At 61.1% G+C, this 18933-nt stretch carries 20 protein-coding genes; all 20 read left to right on the plus strand.

Annotation, left to right across the window (positions count from 1 at the left end; translation table 11 throughout):
- Positions 1-108 precede the first annotated feature (108 nt).
- The 20 genes from flhB to ccmE all read left to right on the plus strand — a co-directional run bounded on the left by flhB (position 109) and on the right by ccmE (position 18919).
- Complete coding sequence (gene flhB, locus M2366_RS07050) at positions 109-1239, plus strand: flagellar biosynthesis protein FlhB (protein WP_042040547.1); 1131 nt, start codon at positions 109-111, stop codon at positions 1237-1239.
- A gap of 217 nt (positions 1240-1456) precedes the next feature.
- Entirely contained in the window at positions 1457-3559 is a 2103-nt protein-coding gene (flhA, locus tag M2366_RS07055; protein WP_259269292.1) for a flagellar biosynthesis protein FlhA, read from the plus strand.
- A gap of 16 nt (positions 3560-3575) precedes the next feature.
- Positions 3576-5021: a flagellar biosynthesis protein FlhF gene (gene flhF, locus M2366_RS07060; protein WP_259269293.1), complete on the plus strand. Its 1446-nt coding sequence runs from the start codon at positions 3576-3578 to the stop codon at positions 5019-5021.
- A 34-nt stretch (positions 5022-5055) separates the two neighbouring features.
- Positions 5056-5898, plus strand: a complete 843-nt coding sequence (locus tag M2366_RS07065; RefSeq protein ID WP_306381966.1) for a MinD/ParA family protein — start codon at positions 5056-5058, stop codon at positions 5896-5898.
- Complete coding sequence (locus M2366_RS07070; RefSeq protein ID WP_042040542.1) at positions 5891-6607, plus strand: RNA polymerase sigma factor FliA; 717 nt, start codon at positions 5891-5893, stop codon at positions 6605-6607. The genes M2366_RS07065 and M2366_RS07070 overlap by 8 nt, the downstream gene beginning before the upstream one ends.
- 110 nt (positions 6608-6717) lie before the next feature.
- A complete protein-coding gene (cheY, locus tag M2366_RS07075; RefSeq protein WP_005899653.1) occupies positions 6718-7101 on the plus strand; it encodes a chemotaxis response regulator CheY in 384 nt (127 codons plus the stop codon).
- 10 nt (positions 7102-7111) lie between these two features.
- The gene (locus M2366_RS07080; RefSeq protein ID WP_042040541.1) at positions 7112-7852 is read left to right on the plus strand and encodes a protein phosphatase CheZ; all 741 of its coding nucleotides are present in this window, start codon (positions 7112-7114) and stop codon (positions 7850-7852) included.
- 130 nt (positions 7853-7982) lie between these two features.
- Positions 7983-10154, plus strand: coding sequence for a chemotaxis protein CheA (locus M2366_RS07085; protein ID WP_259269294.1), 2172 nt, complete (start codon positions 7983-7985; stop codon positions 10152-10154).
- 32 nt (positions 10155-10186) lie between these two features.
- Positions 10187-11311: a chemotaxis response regulator protein-glutamate methylesterase gene (locus M2366_RS07090; protein ID WP_259269295.1), complete on the plus strand. Its 1125-nt coding sequence runs from the start codon at positions 10187-10189 to the stop codon at positions 11309-11311.
- Entirely contained in the window at positions 11312-12049 is a 738-nt protein-coding gene (locus M2366_RS07095; RefSeq protein WP_224430893.1) for a flagellar motor protein, read from the plus strand.
- A gap of 2 nt (positions 12050-12051) precedes the next feature.
- Complete coding sequence (locus M2366_RS07100) at positions 12052-12969, plus strand: flagellar motor protein MotB (protein WP_259269296.1); 918 nt, start codon at positions 12052-12054, stop codon at positions 12967-12969.
- Between the two features lie 4 nt (positions 12970-12973).
- The gene (locus M2366_RS07105) at positions 12974-13768 is read left to right on the plus strand and encodes a ParA family protein (protein WP_042043829.1); all 795 of its coding nucleotides are present in this window, start codon (positions 12974-12976) and stop codon (positions 13766-13768) included.
- Positions 13765-14649: a chemotaxis protein CheW gene (locus M2366_RS07110; protein ID WP_259269297.1), complete on the plus strand. Its 885-nt coding sequence runs from the start codon at positions 13765-13767 to the stop codon at positions 14647-14649. The genes M2366_RS07105 and M2366_RS07110 overlap by 4 nt, the downstream gene beginning before the upstream one ends.
- Before the next feature lie 51 nt (positions 14650-14700).
- Positions 14701-15189 carry a chemotaxis protein CheW gene (locus tag M2366_RS07115; protein ID WP_005907442.1) on the plus strand — a complete coding sequence of 163 codons (489 nt, stop codon included), beginning with the start codon at positions 14701-14703 and terminating at the stop codon, positions 15187-15189.
- Between the two features lie 80 nt (positions 15190-15269).
- The gene (locus M2366_RS07120) at positions 15270-15656 is read left to right on the plus strand and encodes a DUF2802 domain-containing protein (protein WP_224433020.1); all 387 of its coding nucleotides are present in this window, start codon (positions 15270-15272) and stop codon (positions 15654-15656) included.
- Positions 15657-15894: 238 nt separating this feature from the next.
- A complete protein-coding gene (gene ccmA / locus M2366_RS07125; RefSeq protein WP_259235643.1) occupies positions 15895-16539 on the plus strand; it encodes a cytochrome c biogenesis heme-transporting ATPase CcmA in 645 nt (214 codons plus the stop codon).
- On the plus strand, positions 16533-17201 hold the full coding sequence (gene ccmB, locus M2366_RS07130; RefSeq protein WP_259235644.1) for a heme exporter protein CcmB: 669 nt from the start codon (positions 16533-16535) through the stop codon (positions 17199-17201). Before ccmA ends, ccmB begins: the two co-directional genes overlap by 7 nt.
- Positions 17202-17429: 228 nt before the next feature.
- Positions 17430-18170, plus strand: a complete 741-nt coding sequence (locus tag M2366_RS07135) for a heme ABC transporter permease (RefSeq protein ID WP_259269298.1) — start codon at positions 17430-17432, stop codon at positions 18168-18170.
- Position 18171: 1 nt separating this feature from the next.
- Positions 18172-18378 carry a heme exporter protein CcmD gene (ccmD, locus tag M2366_RS07140; protein ID WP_042041240.1) on the plus strand — a complete coding sequence of 69 codons (207 nt, stop codon included), beginning with the start codon at positions 18172-18174 and terminating at the stop codon, positions 18376-18378.
- A 46-nt stretch (positions 18379-18424) separates the two neighbouring features.
- Entirely contained in the window at positions 18425-18919 is a 495-nt protein-coding gene (ccmE, locus tag M2366_RS07145; RefSeq protein WP_042041241.1) for a cytochrome c maturation protein CcmE, read from the plus strand.
- Positions 18920-18933: the final 14 nt, after the last annotated feature.

Genomic DNA, 18933 nt, shown 5'->3' on the forward strand with positions numbered 1-18933 from the left:
GGCTGAGCCAGGGGTGCTTGCCAGATCGCGACCGCAACGCGCCCATAGTTGATGGGATCTGGTTGAGGTGGGGCAGTCTGCCCCCGGGTTTCTGCGGAGCCGGCCCCCATGGCTGATTCCGATCAGGAACGCAGTGAACAGGCGACCGGCAAGCGACTGCAACAGGCCCGTGAGAAGGGGCAGATCGCCCGGTCCAAGGAGTTGGGTACCGCCAGCGTGCTGTTGGCCGCCGTGTTCGGGCTGCTGATGATCAAGGGACAGCTGGCCACCGCCATGATCAAGGTGATGACCATGGGATTCACCCTGGAGCGGGAGCAGGCATTCGATCCCAATGCCATGGGGGCCATGGTGCCGACCCTGCTCGGCGAGGTGCTGGCCCCGCTGGGGTTGCTGTTCGCCCTGGTGGCGCTGGCGGCCTTTGTTGGCAATACCCTGCTCGGTGGCCTCAACTTTTCTACCCAGGCCATGATGCCCAAGTGGAGCAAGCTTAGCCCGCTCGCCGGTCTCAAGCGCATGTTCGGGGTGCAATCCTGGGTGGAGCTTGTCAAGTCCATCGCCAAGGTGGTCTTCATCAGCCTGTTCGCCTGGTGGACCCTGTCGAGTCAGTTCAACCACCTGCTCAATCTCTCCCTTGAGGCCTTTCCGGGGGGCATCATCGATGCCCTAGAGCTGTTTCTGTGGATGTTGATCATCCTGTGCTGCGCCTTGCTGCCCATCGTTGCCATCGACATTCCCTTCCAGAGCTGGAACCATGCTCGTCAGCTCAAGATGACCAAGCAGGAGGTCAAGGACGAGTACAAGGATTCCGAGGGCAAGCCCGAGGTCAAGGGGCGGATCCGCCGTTTGCAGATGGAGATGGCTGCGCGGCGCATGATGGGAGATGTGCCCAAGGCGGACGTCATCATCACCAACCCGACCCACTACTCGGTGGCGCTGCAATATGATCAGAGCAAGCCGGGGGCCGCGCCCAAGGTGCTGGCCAAGGGGGTGGACGAGATAGCGCTAAAAATTCGCGAGATAGGTCGCGAGTACGAGATCCCCATACTGCCATCCCCAGGGCTGACCCGCGCCATCTACCACAGCGCCGAGATTGGCCAGGAGATCCCCGAAGGGCTGTTCGCCGCCGTGGCCCAGGTGCTGGCCTACGTCTATCAGCTCAAGAAATTCCGCCGTGGCCGGGGTCGCCGCCCTCAGCCCCTTGGCAAGGATCTGCCCATTCCCCCGGAATACCGCAAATAAGCAAATAACGCTGGGCACCGGAGGCTGATGCCCTCAGCCTAACGCTGGGCACCCGAGGCCAAGGATCTGGCCATTCCCTGCGTAATACCGCAAATACCGCCGACGATGACAAACTTCTGACGCAGTCAAATTAAAATCATTTAAAATCAACGAATTGCTTTGTTGGCTCGATGTTTGCTTTAATCTGCCCATCTGGGGTTAAGAACTGAGAGTCGTCATGACAGTGCGGGCATCATTGGGCCGGTTGAAAGAGTACCGTGGACTGCTGGGCAAGGGGTTGGGTACACCGCTACTGGTGCTGGCCTCCCTCGGCATGGTGGTGCTGCCCATACCGCCGCTGATGCTGGACACCCTGTTCTCCTTCAACATCGCCCTCTCCATCGTGGTCTTGCTGGTGGCAGTCTACACCCGCCGTCCCCTCGAATTTGCCGCCTTCCCGACCGTGCTCTTGATAGCGACCCTGCTGCGTCTGGCGCTCAACGTCGCCTCGACCCGGGTGGTACTGCTCGAGGGCCACAATGGTGGCGACGCCGCGGGTCATGTGATCGAAGCCTTCGGCAACGTGGTGATCGGCGGCAACTATGCGGTGGGCATCATCGTCTTCCTCATCCTGGTCATCATCAACTTCGTGGTGGTTACCAAGGGTGCGGGGCGGATCTCGGAAGTCAGCGCCCGCTTCACCCTCGATGCCATGCCCGGCAAGCAGATGGCGATAGATGCCGATCTCAATGCGGGTCTCATCAATCAGGAAGATGCGCGCAAGCGCCGCGCCGAGGTGACCCAGGAGGCTGACTTCTACGGCTCGATGGACGGTGCCTCCAAATTCGTCAAGGGGGATGCCATCGCGGGCATCATGATCCTCTTCATCAACATCATCGGCGGCTTCATCATCGGCATGATGCAGCACGATCTCAGCTTCGGCGAGGCGGCCGAGATCTATACCCTGCTTGCCATAGGTGACGGCCTGGTTGCCCAGATACCCTCGCTGCTGCTCTCCATCGCCGCCGCCATCATAGTGACGCGCCAGAACACGGATCAGGACATGGGCACCGCCATGCTGAGCCAGTTGTTCGACAACCCCAAGGCCCTGGTCATCTCCGCCACTATTTTGCTGATGATGGGGCTGGTACCGGGCATGCCGCACCTGGCCTTCCTGAGTCTGGGGGCCGTGGCGGCACTCGGCGCCTGGTGGTTGCTGCGCCGCGAGAAACAGAACAAGGCCAGGGTGGCGAGCGGTGAACTCTTGCCGGCCAATGGCGATGCACCGGTCGAGCAGAAAGACCTGAGCTGGGATGACGTCATGCCGGTGGACATCATCGGCCTCGAGGTCGGCTACCAGCTGATCCCCCTGGTGGACAAGAGCCAGGGGGGTGAGCTGCTCAACCGCATCAAGGGGGTGCGCAAGAAGCTCTCCCAGGAGCTCGGTTTTCTGGTGCCGGCGGTACACATCCGCGACAATCTGGATCTGGCGCCGAACCAGTACCGCATCACCCTGATGGGGGTGAGCACGGGGGAGGCGAACGTCTATCACGACAAGGAGATGGCCATCAACCCGGGCCAGGTGTTTGGCCAGATCCAGGGTATCCCGACCCAGGATCCCGCCTTCGGGCTGGAGGCGGTCTGGGTCGCCAAGGATCAGGTCTCCCAGGCGCAGACCCTGGGGTATACGGTGGTGGATGCCGCGACGGTAGTGGCAACTCACATGAGCCAGATCCTCTCCAATCAGGCGGCGCTGCTGCTCGGTCACGATGAAGTGCAACAGCTGCTCGACATGATAGGAAGGCATCAGAGCAAGCTGGTGGAAGGGCTGGTTCCCGAGGTGATCAGCATGGGTAACCTGGTCAAGGTGTTGCAGAATCTCCTCAATGAAGGCGTGCCTATTCGCGACATGCGCACCATACTGCAGACCCTGGTGGAATATGGCCCCCGCAGCCCGGATCCCGAGGTGCTGACCGCGGCCTGCCGTATCGCCCTGCGCCGTTTGATCGTGCAGGAGATAGCGGGCCCGGATCCCGAGTTGCCTGTCATCACCTTGGCACCAGAGTTGGAACGCATATTGCATCAGTCTTTGCAGGCGGGTGGGGGCGAAGGAGCCGGTATCGAGCCGGGCCTGGCGGAGCGGATGCAACGCTCCCTGCTCGAGGCCACCCAGCGACAAGAATTGGAAGGTCAACCGGCGGTGCTTCTGACATCGGGGATTTTACGCAATACCCTGGCCAAGTTTGTCAAGAATGCCATTCCAGGATTGCGCGTCCTGTCCTATCAGGAAGTACCGGATGACAAGCAGATCCGTATTGTCAGCGCGGTAGGACAGAACTAGTTAACGGAGATGACGGGTGAAGATTAAGCGGTTTTTTGCCAAGGATATGCGCACGGCCCTGGCCGAAGTCAAAGAGACTCTCGGGCCGGACGCCGTCATCATGTCCAACAAAAAGGTCACCGGCGGCGTCGAGATCGTCGCCGCGATCGACTATCAGTCCCAGGTCGTTGTGCCCAGGGATGTGCCGGTTCGCCGTCAGTTAAACGAAGAGAGCGTCAATATTTCGTCTGCGGCGCGTCAGGCCGTGCGTCCGACCAGCCAGCTTTCCGGCGCGGGTCTGGCCCAGGAGCCGGCCAGGGGCGGGCAGAGCAGGAACGAGCAGTATGCCGATACCCTGGCCGCCCTGCTGGCGCGTCAACAGCAGCTGACTCCCAGCCAGAGCGGATTGGGCGGGGGACGCGCGGCCTCCCAGCCAGCGCAGGCGCCCCGAACCCTGGCCGAACAGAGCAACTGGGCAGCCCCGGAAGCACCCAAGCCCAAGCCGCGCCCCGCCGCCCAGCGTGCGCCGCAACCGGCTCAGCGCGATCAGGAGATGGAGGGCATGCGCCATGAGATGGCCTCCATTCGCAAGCTGCTCGAGCACCAGATCTCCGGTCTGATGTGGCAGGAGGTGGAGCGCCGCGAGCCGATGCGAGCCCTGCTTATCAAGGAGCTCAAGAAGATTGGTTTCGATGATGCGTTCGCCGATCAGTTGGCGGGCCTCATACCGGAAGATGTGTCCGTCCATCAGGCGTTGGCCCAGTTGGCCGAGGTGCTGACGGCGCAGCTCAAGGTGAGCGAGGACGATATCTTGCGTCAGGGTGGCGCCGTGGCGCTGCTCGGACCGACCGGGGTGGGCAAGACCACCACCATCGCCAAGCTGGCGGCCCGTTTTGCCATGAAGTATGGCGCCGAGCAGGTGGCCTTGATCACCACAGACAATTATCGGATAGGTGCCCACGAGCAGTTGCAGACCTATGGGCGTATCATGGGCTGCCCGGTACGCCAGGTGCGGGATGCCGAGGAGCTGTCGGCCGCCCTCTATCAGTTCCGCCACCGTCGGTTGGTGCTGATTGACACTGCCGGTATGGGGCAACGGGATATCAGGCTGACCGAACAACTCGATACCCTGGTCAAGAGTTCCAAGGTGCAGATCCGCAGTTATCTGGTGATGTCCGCGACCTCCCAGCGCCGGGTCATGCAAGAGGCCATGGATCACTTTCGCCGCATACCGCTCTCCGGCTGCATTCTTACCAAGCTGGATGAGAGCCTCAATCTGGGGGAAGTGATCAACGTGTGCATCCAGAATGCGCTGCCCATCAGCTATATCACCGATGGTCAGCGGGTTCCGGAAGATATTCAGATTGCCAACGCAGCCCAGCTCGTCGGCGCGGCCATGGGGTCGCTGGACCGAGGGAGTGAAGAGCCCTATTTCTGGGGTGCGGGGTTTGGTGAGGGCGAGGATTCAGAATCTTATGAGTAACATACCTATGGATCAGGCGAGTGGTCTGCGCAAAATGCGTACAAATAATCGAGTAAAAGTGATCGCTGTCTCCGGTGGTAAGGGGGGCGTCGGCAAGACCAACGTCACCCTGAACGTGGCCGGGGCCATGGCGGCGCAAGGCAAGCGGGTCATGGTGCTGGATGCCGACTTGGGGCTGGCCAACGTTGACGTCATGCTGGGCCTGCGGGTACACCGCAATCTCTCCCATGTGTTGGCGGGGGAGTGCACCCTGGACGACATCATCGTCGAGGGACCCTACGGCATGATGATAGTGCCGGCCACCTCGGGCACCCAGTCCATGGTCGAGCTCTCACCTGCCCAGCACGTGGGGCTGATCCGCGCCTTCAGCGAGATGAAGACCCAGGTCGACATCCTGCTGGTGGACACCGCCGCCGGTATCTCCGACATGGTGCTGAGCTTCACCCGCGCCGCGCAAGACATCATGGTGGTGGTGTGCGACGAGCCGACCTCCATCACGGATGCCTATGCCCTGATCAAGATCTTGTCCAAGGATCACGGGGTGTTCCGCTTCAAGGTGGTGGCGAACATGGTGCGCTCCCTGCGCGAAGGCCAGGAGCTCTATGCAAAATTGACCCGGGTGACCGATCGTTTCCTCGATACATCCCTGGAATTGGTCGCCTGTATTCCTTATGACACCAACTTGCGGGCCGCGGTGCGCAAGCAGAAGTTGATCATCGAAGCCTTCCCCAAGTCGCCGGCCGCGTTGGCGTTCCGTGCCCTGGGCAACAAGGCCGCCAGTTGGCCCATCCCGCATCAGCCCGGTGGTCACCTGGAGTTCTTCCTGGAAAATCTGCTGCAAAAAACGGCAATCACAGAGGAAGGTACTCGTGAATAAAGCCCAAGCGTACTTGCGTCATCAGGATTCCTATGTGCTGGTGGAGCGCCACGCTCCGTTGGTGAAACGGATCGCCCAGCATCTGTTGGCTCGTCTGCCGAGCAGTGTCTTGCTGGATGACCTGATCCAGGCAGGTATGATTGGGTTGCTCGAAGCCTCCCGCAACTTTGACGGTAGCAAGGGCGCCAGTTTCGAGACCTATGCCGGCATCCGTATTCGCGGATCCATGCTCGACGAGATCCGCCGTGGTGACTGGGTGCCCCGTTCGGTGCACCGCAACAGCCGCACCATCGCCGATGCCATCGAGAATGTGGAGCAGGCCCATGGCCGTGATGCGCGCGATACCGAGGTGGCCGCCTATATGGGGGTGGGCCTCGGGGAGTATCACACCATGTTGCAGGATGTCTCCTGCGGCAAGATCATCGGCATCGAGGATCTGGGGATCAGCGAGGATGTGATAGGTGGGCCCGATACGGGCAATAACCTGGGCTTCGACGAACTGGCGGCCGAGCGCTTCCAGAGCGCCCTGGCCGAGCACATAGGCCGCTTGCCGGAGCGTGAAGCCCTGGTGCTTTCCCTCTATTACGACGAAGAGTTGAACTTGCGCGAGATTGGCGAAGTATTGAACGTAAGTGAGTCTCGGGTGAGCCAGATCCACAGCCAGGCGATGCACAGATTGCGTGCCCGCCTGCGAGATTGGCACGCATAAGCGTGTCATGGCTACACTGGCCCCCGACTCTCAGGCATAATCCGCACCCTGAAACCTGCGCTATTGCATCATGTAAGTAAGCCGCCACGACGGCTCTCTAGGAGGAAAATTTGGACAAGAACATGAAAATCCTCATCGTCGACGACTTCTCGACGATGCGCCGGATTATCAAGAACTTGCTGCGCGATCTCGGCTTCAATAACACCCATGAAGCGGACGATGGCAATACGGCACTGCCCATGCTCAAGAATGGAGACTACCAGTTTGTGGTCACCGACTGGAACATGCCCGGCATGCAAGGCATCGACCTGCTCAGGGCCATTCGCCTCGACGACAAACTCAAGCACCTGCCGGTGTTGATGGTGACCGCCGAAGCCAAGCGCGAACAGATCATCGAAGCGGCCCAGGCTGGCGTCAACGGTTACATCGTCAAGCCGTTCACCGCCGCCACTCTCAAAGAGAAACTCGACAAGATCTTCGAGCGGATCGGCTAAGGGGCCCGCCATGACGGCCAAAACGAGTGCCATGATCTCCCTCGAGCAGGCGAGAATGCTGGTCACCCATCTGGAGCAGCAGGAGTTTGAGTCGGCTGACTCACTGCTCGCCGATGTCTGCGCCCCCAATGCGGCCATGCTGTTTGACAAGGTTGGCCAGCTGACTCGCCAACTGCACGATTCACTGCGCGATTTCCAACTCGACCCCAGACTGCCCTCCCTCGCCAATGAGGAGATCCCGGATGCGCGCGAGCGGCTCAGCTATGTCATCGACATGACCGACAAGGCCGCCAACCGCACCATGGATGCCGTCGAGGCCAGTCTGCCCATTGCCGATCGCCTCAATGACAATATCCAGTTGGTGCTGCCGAACTGGCAGGCACTGATGTCCCGGGAGCTCAGCCTGGGCCAATTCAAGGCGTTGTGTCATCAACTGGATGATTTTATTAAGGCTTCGGAATCCGATGCCGATAAATTACGACAATTGCTGACAGATATCCTGATGGCTCAGGATTTCCAGGACCTGACCGGACAAATGATCCGGCGGGTGATCACCCTGGTGCAGGAAGTTGAAACCAAATTGATCGACATGCTGACCATGTTTGGCGACGCACCGACTGAGCCTGTCCCTCCCAAACCCCCCGTGAGCGGGATAGAGGCGGAAGGGCCCATCATGAACCCTCATACCCGAAGTGACGTGGTGAACGGTCAGGATGATGTGGACGATCTGCTGTCCAGCCTCGGATTCTAGATGATCTGCCGGACGGTCTGCTGTCCTGCCTCGGATGCCGAATGAGACTTGGGTTATCCCCTGTCCTGTCTCGGGTGCCAGATGATGTGGACGATCTGTTGTTCAACCCCGGATTCTAATGGAGTGACGAATGGCCTTCGAAGTTGATGAAGACATACTGCAAGACTTTCTGGTCGAAGCATCCGAAATATTGGAGCAGTTGTCTGAACAACTGGTCGAACTCGAGAAGCGCCCAGACGACAAGAACCTGCTCAACGCCATCTTTCGCGGTTTTCATACCGTCAAGGGGGGCGCCGGCTTCCTGTCACTGACCGAATTGGTCGATGTCTGCCATGGGGCCGAGAACCTGTTCGACATGCTGCGCAATGGCAAGCGGACCCTCAGTGCCGAGCTGATGGACGTGATCCTGCAGGCCCTCGACGCCATCAATGTCATGTTCGCCCAGGTGCAAAATCGTGAGCCGACCAGCGCCGCCGCCCCCGAGCTACTGCACAATCTCCATGAGCTGTGCAAGCCGCAAGGGGAAGAGCGACTGCTGAATGCCGCCATGGCCCCGGCACCCGTTACCCTGCCCGAGCCTGCCCCTGACGCGGCGCCAGTCCTGGCCGGACAGGGTGGCGGTTCCATCGATGAGATCTCCGACGACGAGTTTGAGCGTCTGCTCGATGAGTTGCACGGGGCGGGTGCCTCACCGACGGCTCAGACTGCCCCCTCAGTGGCACCCTCCGCGGCCCCTTCCGCCAGCGGTGATATCACGGACGACGAATTCGAAGCCCTGCTCGATCAACTCCACGGTCATGGCCAGCATCTGGGTGCCCCGGCCCCCAATCCGTTGCAATCGGTACAGAGCGAAGTGGATGCCCTGATCGATGACGACGAGTTCGAACGCCTGCTCGATGAGCTCCATGGCCGTGGTCAGGGCCCCGCCGTCACCATGAAATCGGCCGCGCCAGTGGCTGCCACACCCAGCACGCCAGTGGTGCCAGCAACTCCGCCAGCCCCCGTCGTGGCCAAGGCCGCGACTCCACTTGCCCCTAACGCGACAGTGGGCAACAGCGCCGCGCCTGCGCCCGTCGCCGCGGCCCCCAAGGCCCCGGCCAAGCCTGCGGCTCCCGAGAGCAATGGGGTACAAAACGACAGCACGGTGCGGGTCGATACCAAGACCCTGGATGTCATCATGAACATGGTGGGCGAGCTGGTGCTGGTGCGTAACCGCCTGGTGAGCCTTGGCATCAACAGCAATGACGAAGAGATGTCCAAGGCGGTTGCCAACCTGGATGTGGTCACCGCGGATCTGCAAGGGGCGGTGATGAAGACCCGCATGCAGCCAATCAAGAAGGTGTTTGGCCGCTTCCCGCGGGTGGTGCGCGACTTGGCCCGCAGCCTGAAGAAAGAGATTGAACTCATCATGGTCGGGGAAGAGACCGACCTTGATAAAAACCTGGTGGAGGCCCTGGCCGACCCGCTGGTTCACCTGGTGCGCAACTCCTGTGACCATGGTGTCGAGATGCCGGACGTGCGGGAGCAGGCGGGTAAGCCCCGCCAGGGTACCATTACCCTGAGTGCCTCCCAGCAGGGGGACCATATCTTGCTCTGCATCGAAGATGACGGTGCCGGTATGGATCCCGAAAAGCTCAAGTCCATCGCCATCAGCCGTGGGGTGCTCGACGCCGACAGCGCGGCCCGCATGAGCGATACCGATGCGTACAACCTGATCTTCGCCCCCGGCTTCTCCACCAAGTCGGAGATCTCCGACATCTCGGGTCGTGGGGTCGGCATGGACGTGGTCAAGACCAGCATAGTGAGCCTGAACGGCTCGGTGCACATCGACTCTACCTTCGGCAAGGGTACCCGTCTCGAGATCAAGGTGCCGCTCACCCTGGCAATATTGCCGACCCTGATGGTCGAGGTGGGGGAGCAGACGTTTGCGTTGCCACTGGGCTGCGTCAACGAGATCTTCCACCTGGATCTGAAGAAGGCCAATGTGGTGGATGGCCAACTGACCATCATAGTGCGCGACAAGGCAATCCCGCTCTTCTATCTGCGCAAGTGGTTGATCCGTGGCGGCAATCGTCATGGCAACCAGGAGACGGGGCACGTGGTGATCGTGCAGATTGGTACCCAGCAGGTCGGCTTCGTGGTCGACAATCTCATCGGGCAGGAAGAGGTGGTGATCAAGCCGCTGGACACTCTGCTGCAAGGCACCCCGGGCATGGCGGGTGCGACCATCACCAGCGATGGCGGCATTGCGCTTATTCTCGATGTTCCCAGTCTGCTCAAGGCCTATGCGCGTAGACAATAATCCTTCGGGTCCAAGGAGTTAGAAAAATAACAATGGCAGTCAAGGTATTAGTCGTCGACGACTCGAGCTTCTTTCGCCGCAGGGTCAGCGAGATCATCAATCAGGATCCTCAGCTGACCGTGATAGACACGGCCCAAAATGGCCGTGAGGCAGTGGACAAGGCCATCGCCCTGCGCCCCGATGTCATCACCATGGACATAGAGATGCCGGTGCTTGATGGCATCAGTGCGGTGCGTGAAATCATGGCCAAGTGCCCCACTCCCATACTGATGTTCTCCTCCCTGACCCACGAGGGGGCTCGCTCCACCCTGGACGCCCTGGATGCCGGGGCCCTGGATTTTCTGCCCAAAAAGTTTGAAGACATCGCCCGCGACAAGGATGAAGCGGTACGCCTGCTGCAGCAGAGGGTCAAAGAGATCTCGCGCAAGCGCTTCCTGATGTCGGCCCGCCCGCAACCGGTGGCGGCACCTGCGGCCAGACCGGCGCTGGGCACGTCCCCCCTGCGGGAGCGCCCAGGGTTGGCCGAGCGCGCGCTCGGTACTGAGCGCACCGCGCCCGCCGCCAGCTTCAAGCGCAGCGGCAAGAGTTATCAGTTGGTGGCCATCGGCACCTCGACGGGCGGCCCGGTCGCCTTGCAGAATGTGCTGACCAAACTGCCGCTGGATTTTCCCCATCCGATCCTGCTTATCCAGCACATGCCGGCCACCTTCACCGCCGCCTTTGCCGCTCGCCTCAATGGCCTGTGTCAGATAGGGGTGAAAGAGGCGCAGGATGGCGATGTGCTCAAGCCTGGTCATGCCTATCTGGCGCCGGGGGGCAAACAGATGCTGCTCGAGGGGCGTGGCACCGGTGCCCGGCTGCGCATCATAGAGGGCAATGACAAGGTCAATTACAAACCATGCGTCGACATCACCTTCGCCTCCGCTGCCAAGACGTATGGGGACAAGGTGCTGGCCATAGTGCTGACCGGCATGGGTGCCGATGGCCGGGATGGCGCGCGTCTGCTCAAGGAGCAGGGTTCCACCATCTGGGCTCAGGACGAGGCATCTTGCGTCGTCTACGGCATGCCGCAAGCGGTCGCCAAGGCGGGGATCGCTTCCGAATCCCTGCCCCTGGACAGGGTCGCCCAGCGCATCCTGGTCGAGCTGGGCCGCTAAATGGCGCTGCTTGGGTTAGTGCTGGCGCTGGCGGCCATTGCCATAGCCCAATGGTGGCACGGTGGTAGCCTGCTGACCCTGCTCGACGGCCCCGCTTTTCTGATCGTGGTGGGCGGCACCCTGGGCGCCGTCATACTGCAGACCCCGCGCCAGTATTTGCTGCAAGCCTTTGCCCAGCTTGGCTGGGTGCTGAACCCGCCAGCCTGGAACCTCGCCCAGCAGAGTGAACGACTCAAGCGCTGGGCCCTGTTTGCCCGCCAGCAGGGGTTGCTGGCCCTGGAAGAGGCGGCCGAGGGTGAAGAAGATCCCTTCACCCATCAGGGGCTCACCATGCTGGTGGACGGGGTATCGGTCGAACAGATGCGTCAGCTGCTCGAGGCCGACATCGATATCAGCCAGGAGCGCAATGAGCATGCGGCCCGGGTGTTTGAATCCATGGGCGGCTATAGCCCGACCATCGGCATCATTGGTGCCGTGCTGGGGCTTATCCAGGCCATGTTTCACCTGGAAGACCCGGCGGCGCTTGGCGCCGGTATTGCCGTGGCCTTCGTGGCGACTATCTATGGGGTCGGCTTTGCCAACCTCGTCTATTTGCCCCTGGCCAACCGGCTGCGTGCCTTCCACTACCACTACGGCCTCTATCAGGAGATGACCCTGGAGGGGCTGCTGGCCATCGCCCATGGCGAGAACGGCCTGCAGCTGGAGCGCCGGCTCAGGGTCTACCTCAAGGGGGAGTGAACATGCGCAAGCGCTATCGTCTTCACCTGCGGGGCCATGAGCAGCTGGATCGCTGGCTGGTCTCCTACGCCGATTACATGACCCTGATCTTCGCCCTGTTCGTGGTGCTCTATTCGGTGGCCATGGTCGACAAGGAGAAGTTTCGGGCGGTGATCGAAGGCGTGACCCAGGCCTTCGAGGCGCGCCCTCTGCACGGAGAGGGGTTGCTGGAGCGGGAGGGATCCGCCATCGTGCCCCCGGGCTCTGCGCCAGACAAGATAATATCCGCCCCCTCGCAGGTGCAGGCAATTGCCCTGGCCCCCATCTCCGGGGTACCCATGACCCAGCAGGGAGAACCGCTTCCCACCCTGGATGCCGAGCTGCGCAAGGCGATGGCCCCCCTGCTCGAGGCCGGTCTGGTCGATATCCAGCAGGACAAGGAGTGGCTCAACATTGCCCTCGATTCGGCCCTGCTTTTTTCGAGCGGCAGCGCCTTTATGGGCCCGAATGCATCGCCACTGCTCAATAGCCTCTCAAGTATTCTCAAACCGGTCGATAACTATGTGAGGATTCGGGGCTATACCGATAACCAGCAGATCCACAATGAGATTTTTAGCTCCAACTGGGCGCTCTCTGCGGCCAGGGCCGAGGCGGTGCTCACCACCCTCATCGGTCAGGGCATTGCGCCACAGCGACTCGCGTTCGAGGCCTACGGGGAGTTCTCACCCTTCGCCAGCAATGAGACCGAAGGGGGCAGGGCGAAGAATCGTCAGGTCGTGGTCGCCATCTCTCGCCTGCGCTGGGTAGCACCGGCAACGCCGACAGCACCGACAGTTCAGGTGGCCCAGGTCGAGCAAACTGCTCCCAAGGCCGATGCACAAGCCATTAGAGTCATTGCCTTACCGGGCGGCGGCATACGAATTACCACGAGACAGGATTAACACTGTGATTGTCTGGGCGGTTGCCAATCAAAAGGGTGGGGTAGGTAAAACCACCACAGTCGTCTCACTGGCCGGGATCCTCGCCCAGAAGGGGCAGCGGGTGCTATTGATCGATACCGATCCCCATGCCTCTCTGACCTCCTATTTCGGCTACGACTCCGACCGGCTCGATGGCACGCTTTATGAGCTGTTCCAGGCGGTCAAACCCAGCAGCGAGCTGGTCAACAAGGTGACCCTCAAGACGCGGTTTGACAACATCAGCCTGCTGCCGGCCTCCATCACGCTGGCGACCCTGGACAGGGTCATGGGCAACCGGGAAGGGATGGGGTTGGTGCTCAAACGGGCGCTGCTGCGCATTCAGGACAGTTATGACTATGTGTTGATCGACTGCCCTCCCGTGCTCGGGGTCATGATGGTCAACGCCCTGGCGGCCTGCGATCGCATTCTGGTGCCGGTGCAGACCGAGTTTCTGGCCTTGAAGGGGCTGGAGCGGATGATGAAGACCTTCGAGATCATGCAGCGTTCCAAGCGAGACAAGTTCCGCTTTACCGTGATCCCGACCATGTTCGACAAGCGCACCCGGGCCTCCCTGCTGACCTTGCAGTCGATCAAGGCGCAGTATGGCGAGGCGGTGTGGAATGCGGTGATCCCCATCGACACCAAGTTCAGGGATGCCAGCCTGGAGCACATGCCGCCCTCGATTTTTGCCCCCGCCAGCCGGGGCAGCTATGCCTATCAAACGTTATTGACGCACCTGGATGCCCTAGAGCGCAAACGGGTGCAGGAGGTGGTGGTATGAGCGAGGTCACCCAGACCCGGGCGATGGATGACTACTTCCATTCGCTGCTAATTGATGACCTCCTGCTGGAGGAGGAGCTCCCGCCCGAGCTGGCCCCCCAGTCCCGGGTGGCAACCCAAGCCTATCGCGCCCCCTATGTGGAGGTGGAGGATGAACGTCTGGCTCAGCTGAGCTCCCTGCTGGCCCAGGTGAGCAAGGTGCAGGTCGAGATGGAGACCCTCAGCCAGGAGACTGCGGTTGAACCCTTCGCCCTGGCGAGCCAGGTTGAGGCCTTGCCCGAGGCTGAAGTGCTGCCGGTCGCCACCGAGGCGCTGCTGGTCGAGGCGCAACCTCAGTACGAGCCTGCCCCTGTCGCCTTGCCGGTAGAAGCTGTGCAGATCGAGACGGCCACCGAGCTGGCCGAGATCCAGCCATCAGAGGCCGAGCCCTGGCAGAATATCGAGATGGGCAACGAGTTTCAGGCGCTCTTCTTCGAGGTGGCCGGCGTGACCTTCGCCGTGCCCCTGATGGAGCTGGGAGGCATTCATCAGCTGGGAGAGGTGAGCGCGTTGTTCGGCCAACCGAAGTGGTACCGTGGCATCATGACCCAGCGTGAGCAACAGATGAGTGTGGTCGATACCGCGCTCTGGGTGATGCCGGAGAAGGAGCTCGAGGTCGCTGATTACCACTATTTGATCATGCTGGGTGAGTCCAATTGGGGACTTGCTTGCCACCACTTGAGGGGGACCGAGCTGCTGCGTCGGGATCAGGTCAAGTGGCGCCATCAGGAGGGCAAACGCCCCTGGCTCGCCGGCATGGTCAAAGAGAAAATGTGCGCCCTGCTGCACGTCAGGGAGTTGCTGGTTCTGCTGGCGCGGGGCGTCAATATTACCGGGCACTGATCGCTACCCGGCTTTGGCCGGAACGAGATGTTTTCATACAAGGAACAAGACATGACACAAAAGCGCAATATTGCCCAGAATCTGGCGGAAGACGAAGTGCTGCAATGGGTCACCTTCCAGCTCGAAAACGAGACTTATGGCATCAATGTGATGCAGGTGCAGGAGGTGTTGCGCTACACCGAGATTGCCCCTGTGCCCGGTGCCCCTGACTACGTGCTCGGCATCATCAACCTGCGTGGCAACGTGGTCACCGTCATCGACACCCGCTCCCGTTTCGGTCTGCCCGGTGGTGAAGTGAGCGAGAATTCCCGCATCGTCATCATAGAGGCGGAGAAGCAGGTGATCGGCATCATGGTCGACAGCGTGGCCGAGGTGGTTTACCTTCGTTCCTCCGAGATAGACGCGGCACCTGCCGTGGGAACCGAGGAGAGCGCCAAGTTCATTCAGGGGGTCAGCAATCGCGATGGCCAACTGCTGATCCTGGTCGATCTCAACAAGTTGCTGTCAGACGAAGAGTGGGACGATATCGGCTCCCTCTAAGGCTGCGGCCAATGGATGATGCCGGTCGTCGCCGCTCCTTGGGCGTCGGCCCGGCGTGAGCAGATGAGGAAGATGAATTGATACTTGAAGCTATTGCTTTGGGGTTGTCCCTGCTGGCGTTGGCGGTTGCCCTGGCCGGATGGCGCCAGGCTCGGCGCGCCGGGCAGGAGTCCGAGGCGAAGGCGACGGCCCTGCAAGGCCAGCTCGAGAGCCTGCGCAAGCAGATGATGGAGCTGCACACCGGTGCCATCGGCATGGGTCAGCGCCTGCAAGGGGTTGAGGCCCAGGCCCAGCAGCTGGGCGATCGCCAGCAGGAGCTGACCCTGCAGGATCCGGATCGCAGGCTCTACAGCCGTGCCGCCAAGATGGTGGAGCTGGGTGCCGACCTGGACGAGGTGATGAACGAGTGTGAGTTGCCCAAGGCCGAAGCCGAGTTGTTGATCTCGCTGCGCAAGGGTCGCTCATGACCCACGGGAAGGCTGCGGCCTTCCCGTTGTCTTATCTTGCCTGCCCTGAGGCAGAGGCTCGCCACTCCGACTCCAGATCCCCGTGAGCGAGTTGCCCTCCTGGCGCAACCCCGGCCTGCGACGCAGGCGTCGGCGGGATCTCTCCCACAAAACCGCTGCCCGGTTTCTATCTTTGAAAAGACCCATTCCAATACTGTGTTAAGATGCAGGCCGCTACTTTTCATCTGAACCCGTCCCCATGCTGCTTGACGTTCACAATCTGAGCTGCGTGCGTGAAGATCGCACCCTGTTTGAGCATCTCTCCTTCTCCGTCTCCCCCGGCGATCTGCTCCAGATCGAGGGCCCCAACGGGGTGGGAAAGACCAGCTTGCTGCGCCTGATCACCGGGCTTTCCCAGCCCTTTGCCGGTGAGGTGCGCTGGCAGGGTGAAAACATCTGTCACTGCCGCGATGAATATCATGCCAACCTGCTGTATCTCGGCCATCAGCCGGGCGTCAAGGGGGGGCTGACTCCCCTCGAGAACCTCAGCTTCTATCAAAAACTGCATCAAGGCAGTGCCGCAAAGGTCGATCCCTGGCAGATCCTGGCCCAGGTTGGCCTGGCCGGTTTTGAGGATTATCCCAGTGCCCAGCTCTCGGCGGGGCAGCAGCGGCGTGTCGCCCTGGCCCGGCTCTGGCTCTGCGACAAGCCCGCATTGTGGGTGCTTGACGAACCCTTTACGGCCATCGACAAGCAGGGGGTCAAGGTGCTGGAACAGCTGATGCTGCGCCATGGGGAGCGGGGTGGCATCGTGATCCTCACCACCCATCAGGAGATGAGCCTGATGCAGGGCCGACTCAAGACGCTTTCCCTCGCACCAGGCCCCTTGGAGGTTCCATGCTGAGCGCCGTGCTGACCCTGATCCATCGTGAGCTGCTGATGGCCTTTCGCCAGCGGGCCGATATTCTCAACCCGCTCTGGTTCTTCCTCATCGTCATCACCCTGTTCCCGCTGGGCATAGGCCCCGAGCCCCAGCTGTTGGCCCGCATCGCCCCCGGTATCATCTGGGTGGCGGCGCTGCTGGCGGCCATGCTCTCCCTTGAGCGGCTGTTTCGGGATGATTTTGCCGATGGCGCCCTGGAGCAGATGATGTTGATGCCCCATCCCCTCGGGTTGTTGGCCCTGGCCAAGGTGACGGCGCATTGGTTGCTGACCGGTTTGCCGCTGCTGCTCATCTCGCCGCTCATTGCGGTGCTGCTCTCCCTGGACATCAATACCTGGCTCGCCATGGCGGCGACCCTGGCCCTTGGCACCCCCATTCTCAGCCTGCTAGGCGCCGTCGGGGTGGCACTGACCGTGGCCCTGCGCAAGGGCGGCGTGCTGCTCAGCCTGCTTATTCTGCCGCTTTATATCCCGGTGCTGATCTTCGCCACCTCGGCCATAGAGGCGGCTGGCTTGGGTCTGCCCTACAGCGGCCAGCTTGCCATGCTGGGGGCCATGCTGGTAGGCGCCCTGATCATGACGCCGTTCGCGGTCTCGGCGTCCCTGAGGGTGAGTGTGAACTGACGGATTTCATTGAATAATTACTCCGCTGCTGACTTCGTTCACTCTGGGTTAGCATTAGCTGGGCATAATGCGCCCGCTCGCTTGGCTCGCCGTTGTCATTTGTTGGCAAATAGGTTGCGATGGATCAAGGAGAGCGCCGCTTATTTCTTTCGGGGTATTTGCACGCCGGAGGCAGTGAGTAAGGTAGGCGGCGCCAACGATATTAATAACAGAAAGGTTTTGTGAGCTATGTGGAAATGGTTGCATCCCTATGCCAAACCGGAGCAAGCCTATCGGCTGGCCGGTCGGTTATTGCCCTGGTTTGCGGTGATCAGTCTGCTCGCCTTCATCATAGGCACCGTCTGGGGGCTGGCCTTCGCCCCCGCCGACTATCAGCAGGGTGACTCCTTCCGGATCATCTATCTCCACGTGCCCGCCGCCATCCTCTCCATGGGGGCTTACTCCACCATGGCCATCGCCGCCTTCATCGGCATGGTGTGGCAACTGCGCATGGCCGACATGACGGTGGCCGCCATCGCCCCGGTAGGCGCCGTGTTCACCTTTATCGCCCTCTTTACCGGCGCCGCCTGGGGCAAGCCGATGTGGGGGGCCTGGTGGGTATGGGATGCCCGTCTCACCTCGGAACTTATTCTCTTGTTCCTCTATCTCGGGGTCATCGCCCTCTACAACGCCTTCAGCGACAAGGTGGTGGCCGGTCGCGCCGCCGGTATCCTGGCCCTGGTCGGCGTCATCAATCTGCCCATCATTCACTACTCGGTGGAGTGGTGGAACACCCTGCATCAGGGGGCCAGCATCACCAAGTTTGCCAAGCCCTCCATTGCCCCCAGCATGCTGTGGCCGCTGCTGGTGATGATAGTGGCCTTCGCCACCTTCCTCGGCGCCCTTACCCTGATGCGTTTTCGCAATGAGCTGATCATGCGCGAGTGGCACAGACCCTGGGTCAAGGCCCTGGCCGAGCAGGAGAAATAACATGCACTTCTCGTCTTTGGGCGATTTTCTGGCCATGGGAGGGTACGGCTTTTATGTGTGGCTGTCGTTTGGTCTCTCCTGGCTCTGTCTGGTCGGTATCATAGTGAGCACCCGCCTCAAACGCCGCAGCCTGCTTCGCGATCTGCGCAACAAGCAGGCCCGCGAGTCGCGCCGCCTGGCGGCCCAACAGATGGAGAACACCCTGTGATCCCTCTCGTTCCCTCATCCGGCACTCTCTCGATGGAGACTCTGTTATGAACCCGCGCCGCAAGAAGCGTCTGACCATCATATTGGCCATCAGCACAGGGGTTGCCGCCGTGATTGGCCTGGTGCTCTATGCCCTCAGTCAGAATATCGATCTCTTCTACACCCCGGGTGAGCTGGTGCTGGGCAAGGGCCCGGACAAGATCAAGCCCGAGGAGGGCCAACGCCTTCGCATCGGCGGCATGGTGGTGCCGGGTTCGGTCAAGCGTGACAGTCATAGCCTGCTGGTTAATTTCGATCTGATCGATGCCAGCGGCGAGCGGGTCACCGTCACCTATGACGGCATACTGCCGGATCTGTTTCGCGAGGGGCAGGGCATAGTGGCTCAGGGCAACCTCAAGGATGCCCGCACCGTGACCGCCTTCGAGGTGCTCGCCAAGCACGATGAGAACTATATGCCGCCGGAAGTGGCCGACGCCCTCAAGGGGATGAAGCACTACAAACCGGATTACACAGAGGCGCAGCTTCAGGGGGGCAAGCCATGATGGGCTGCCACTTG

This window comes from Aeromonas sp. BIGb0405 (genome assembly GCF_024807335.1).
Taxonomy (GTDB): Bacteria; Pseudomonadota; Gammaproteobacteria; order Enterobacterales; family Aeromonadaceae; genus Aeromonas; species Aeromonas rivuli.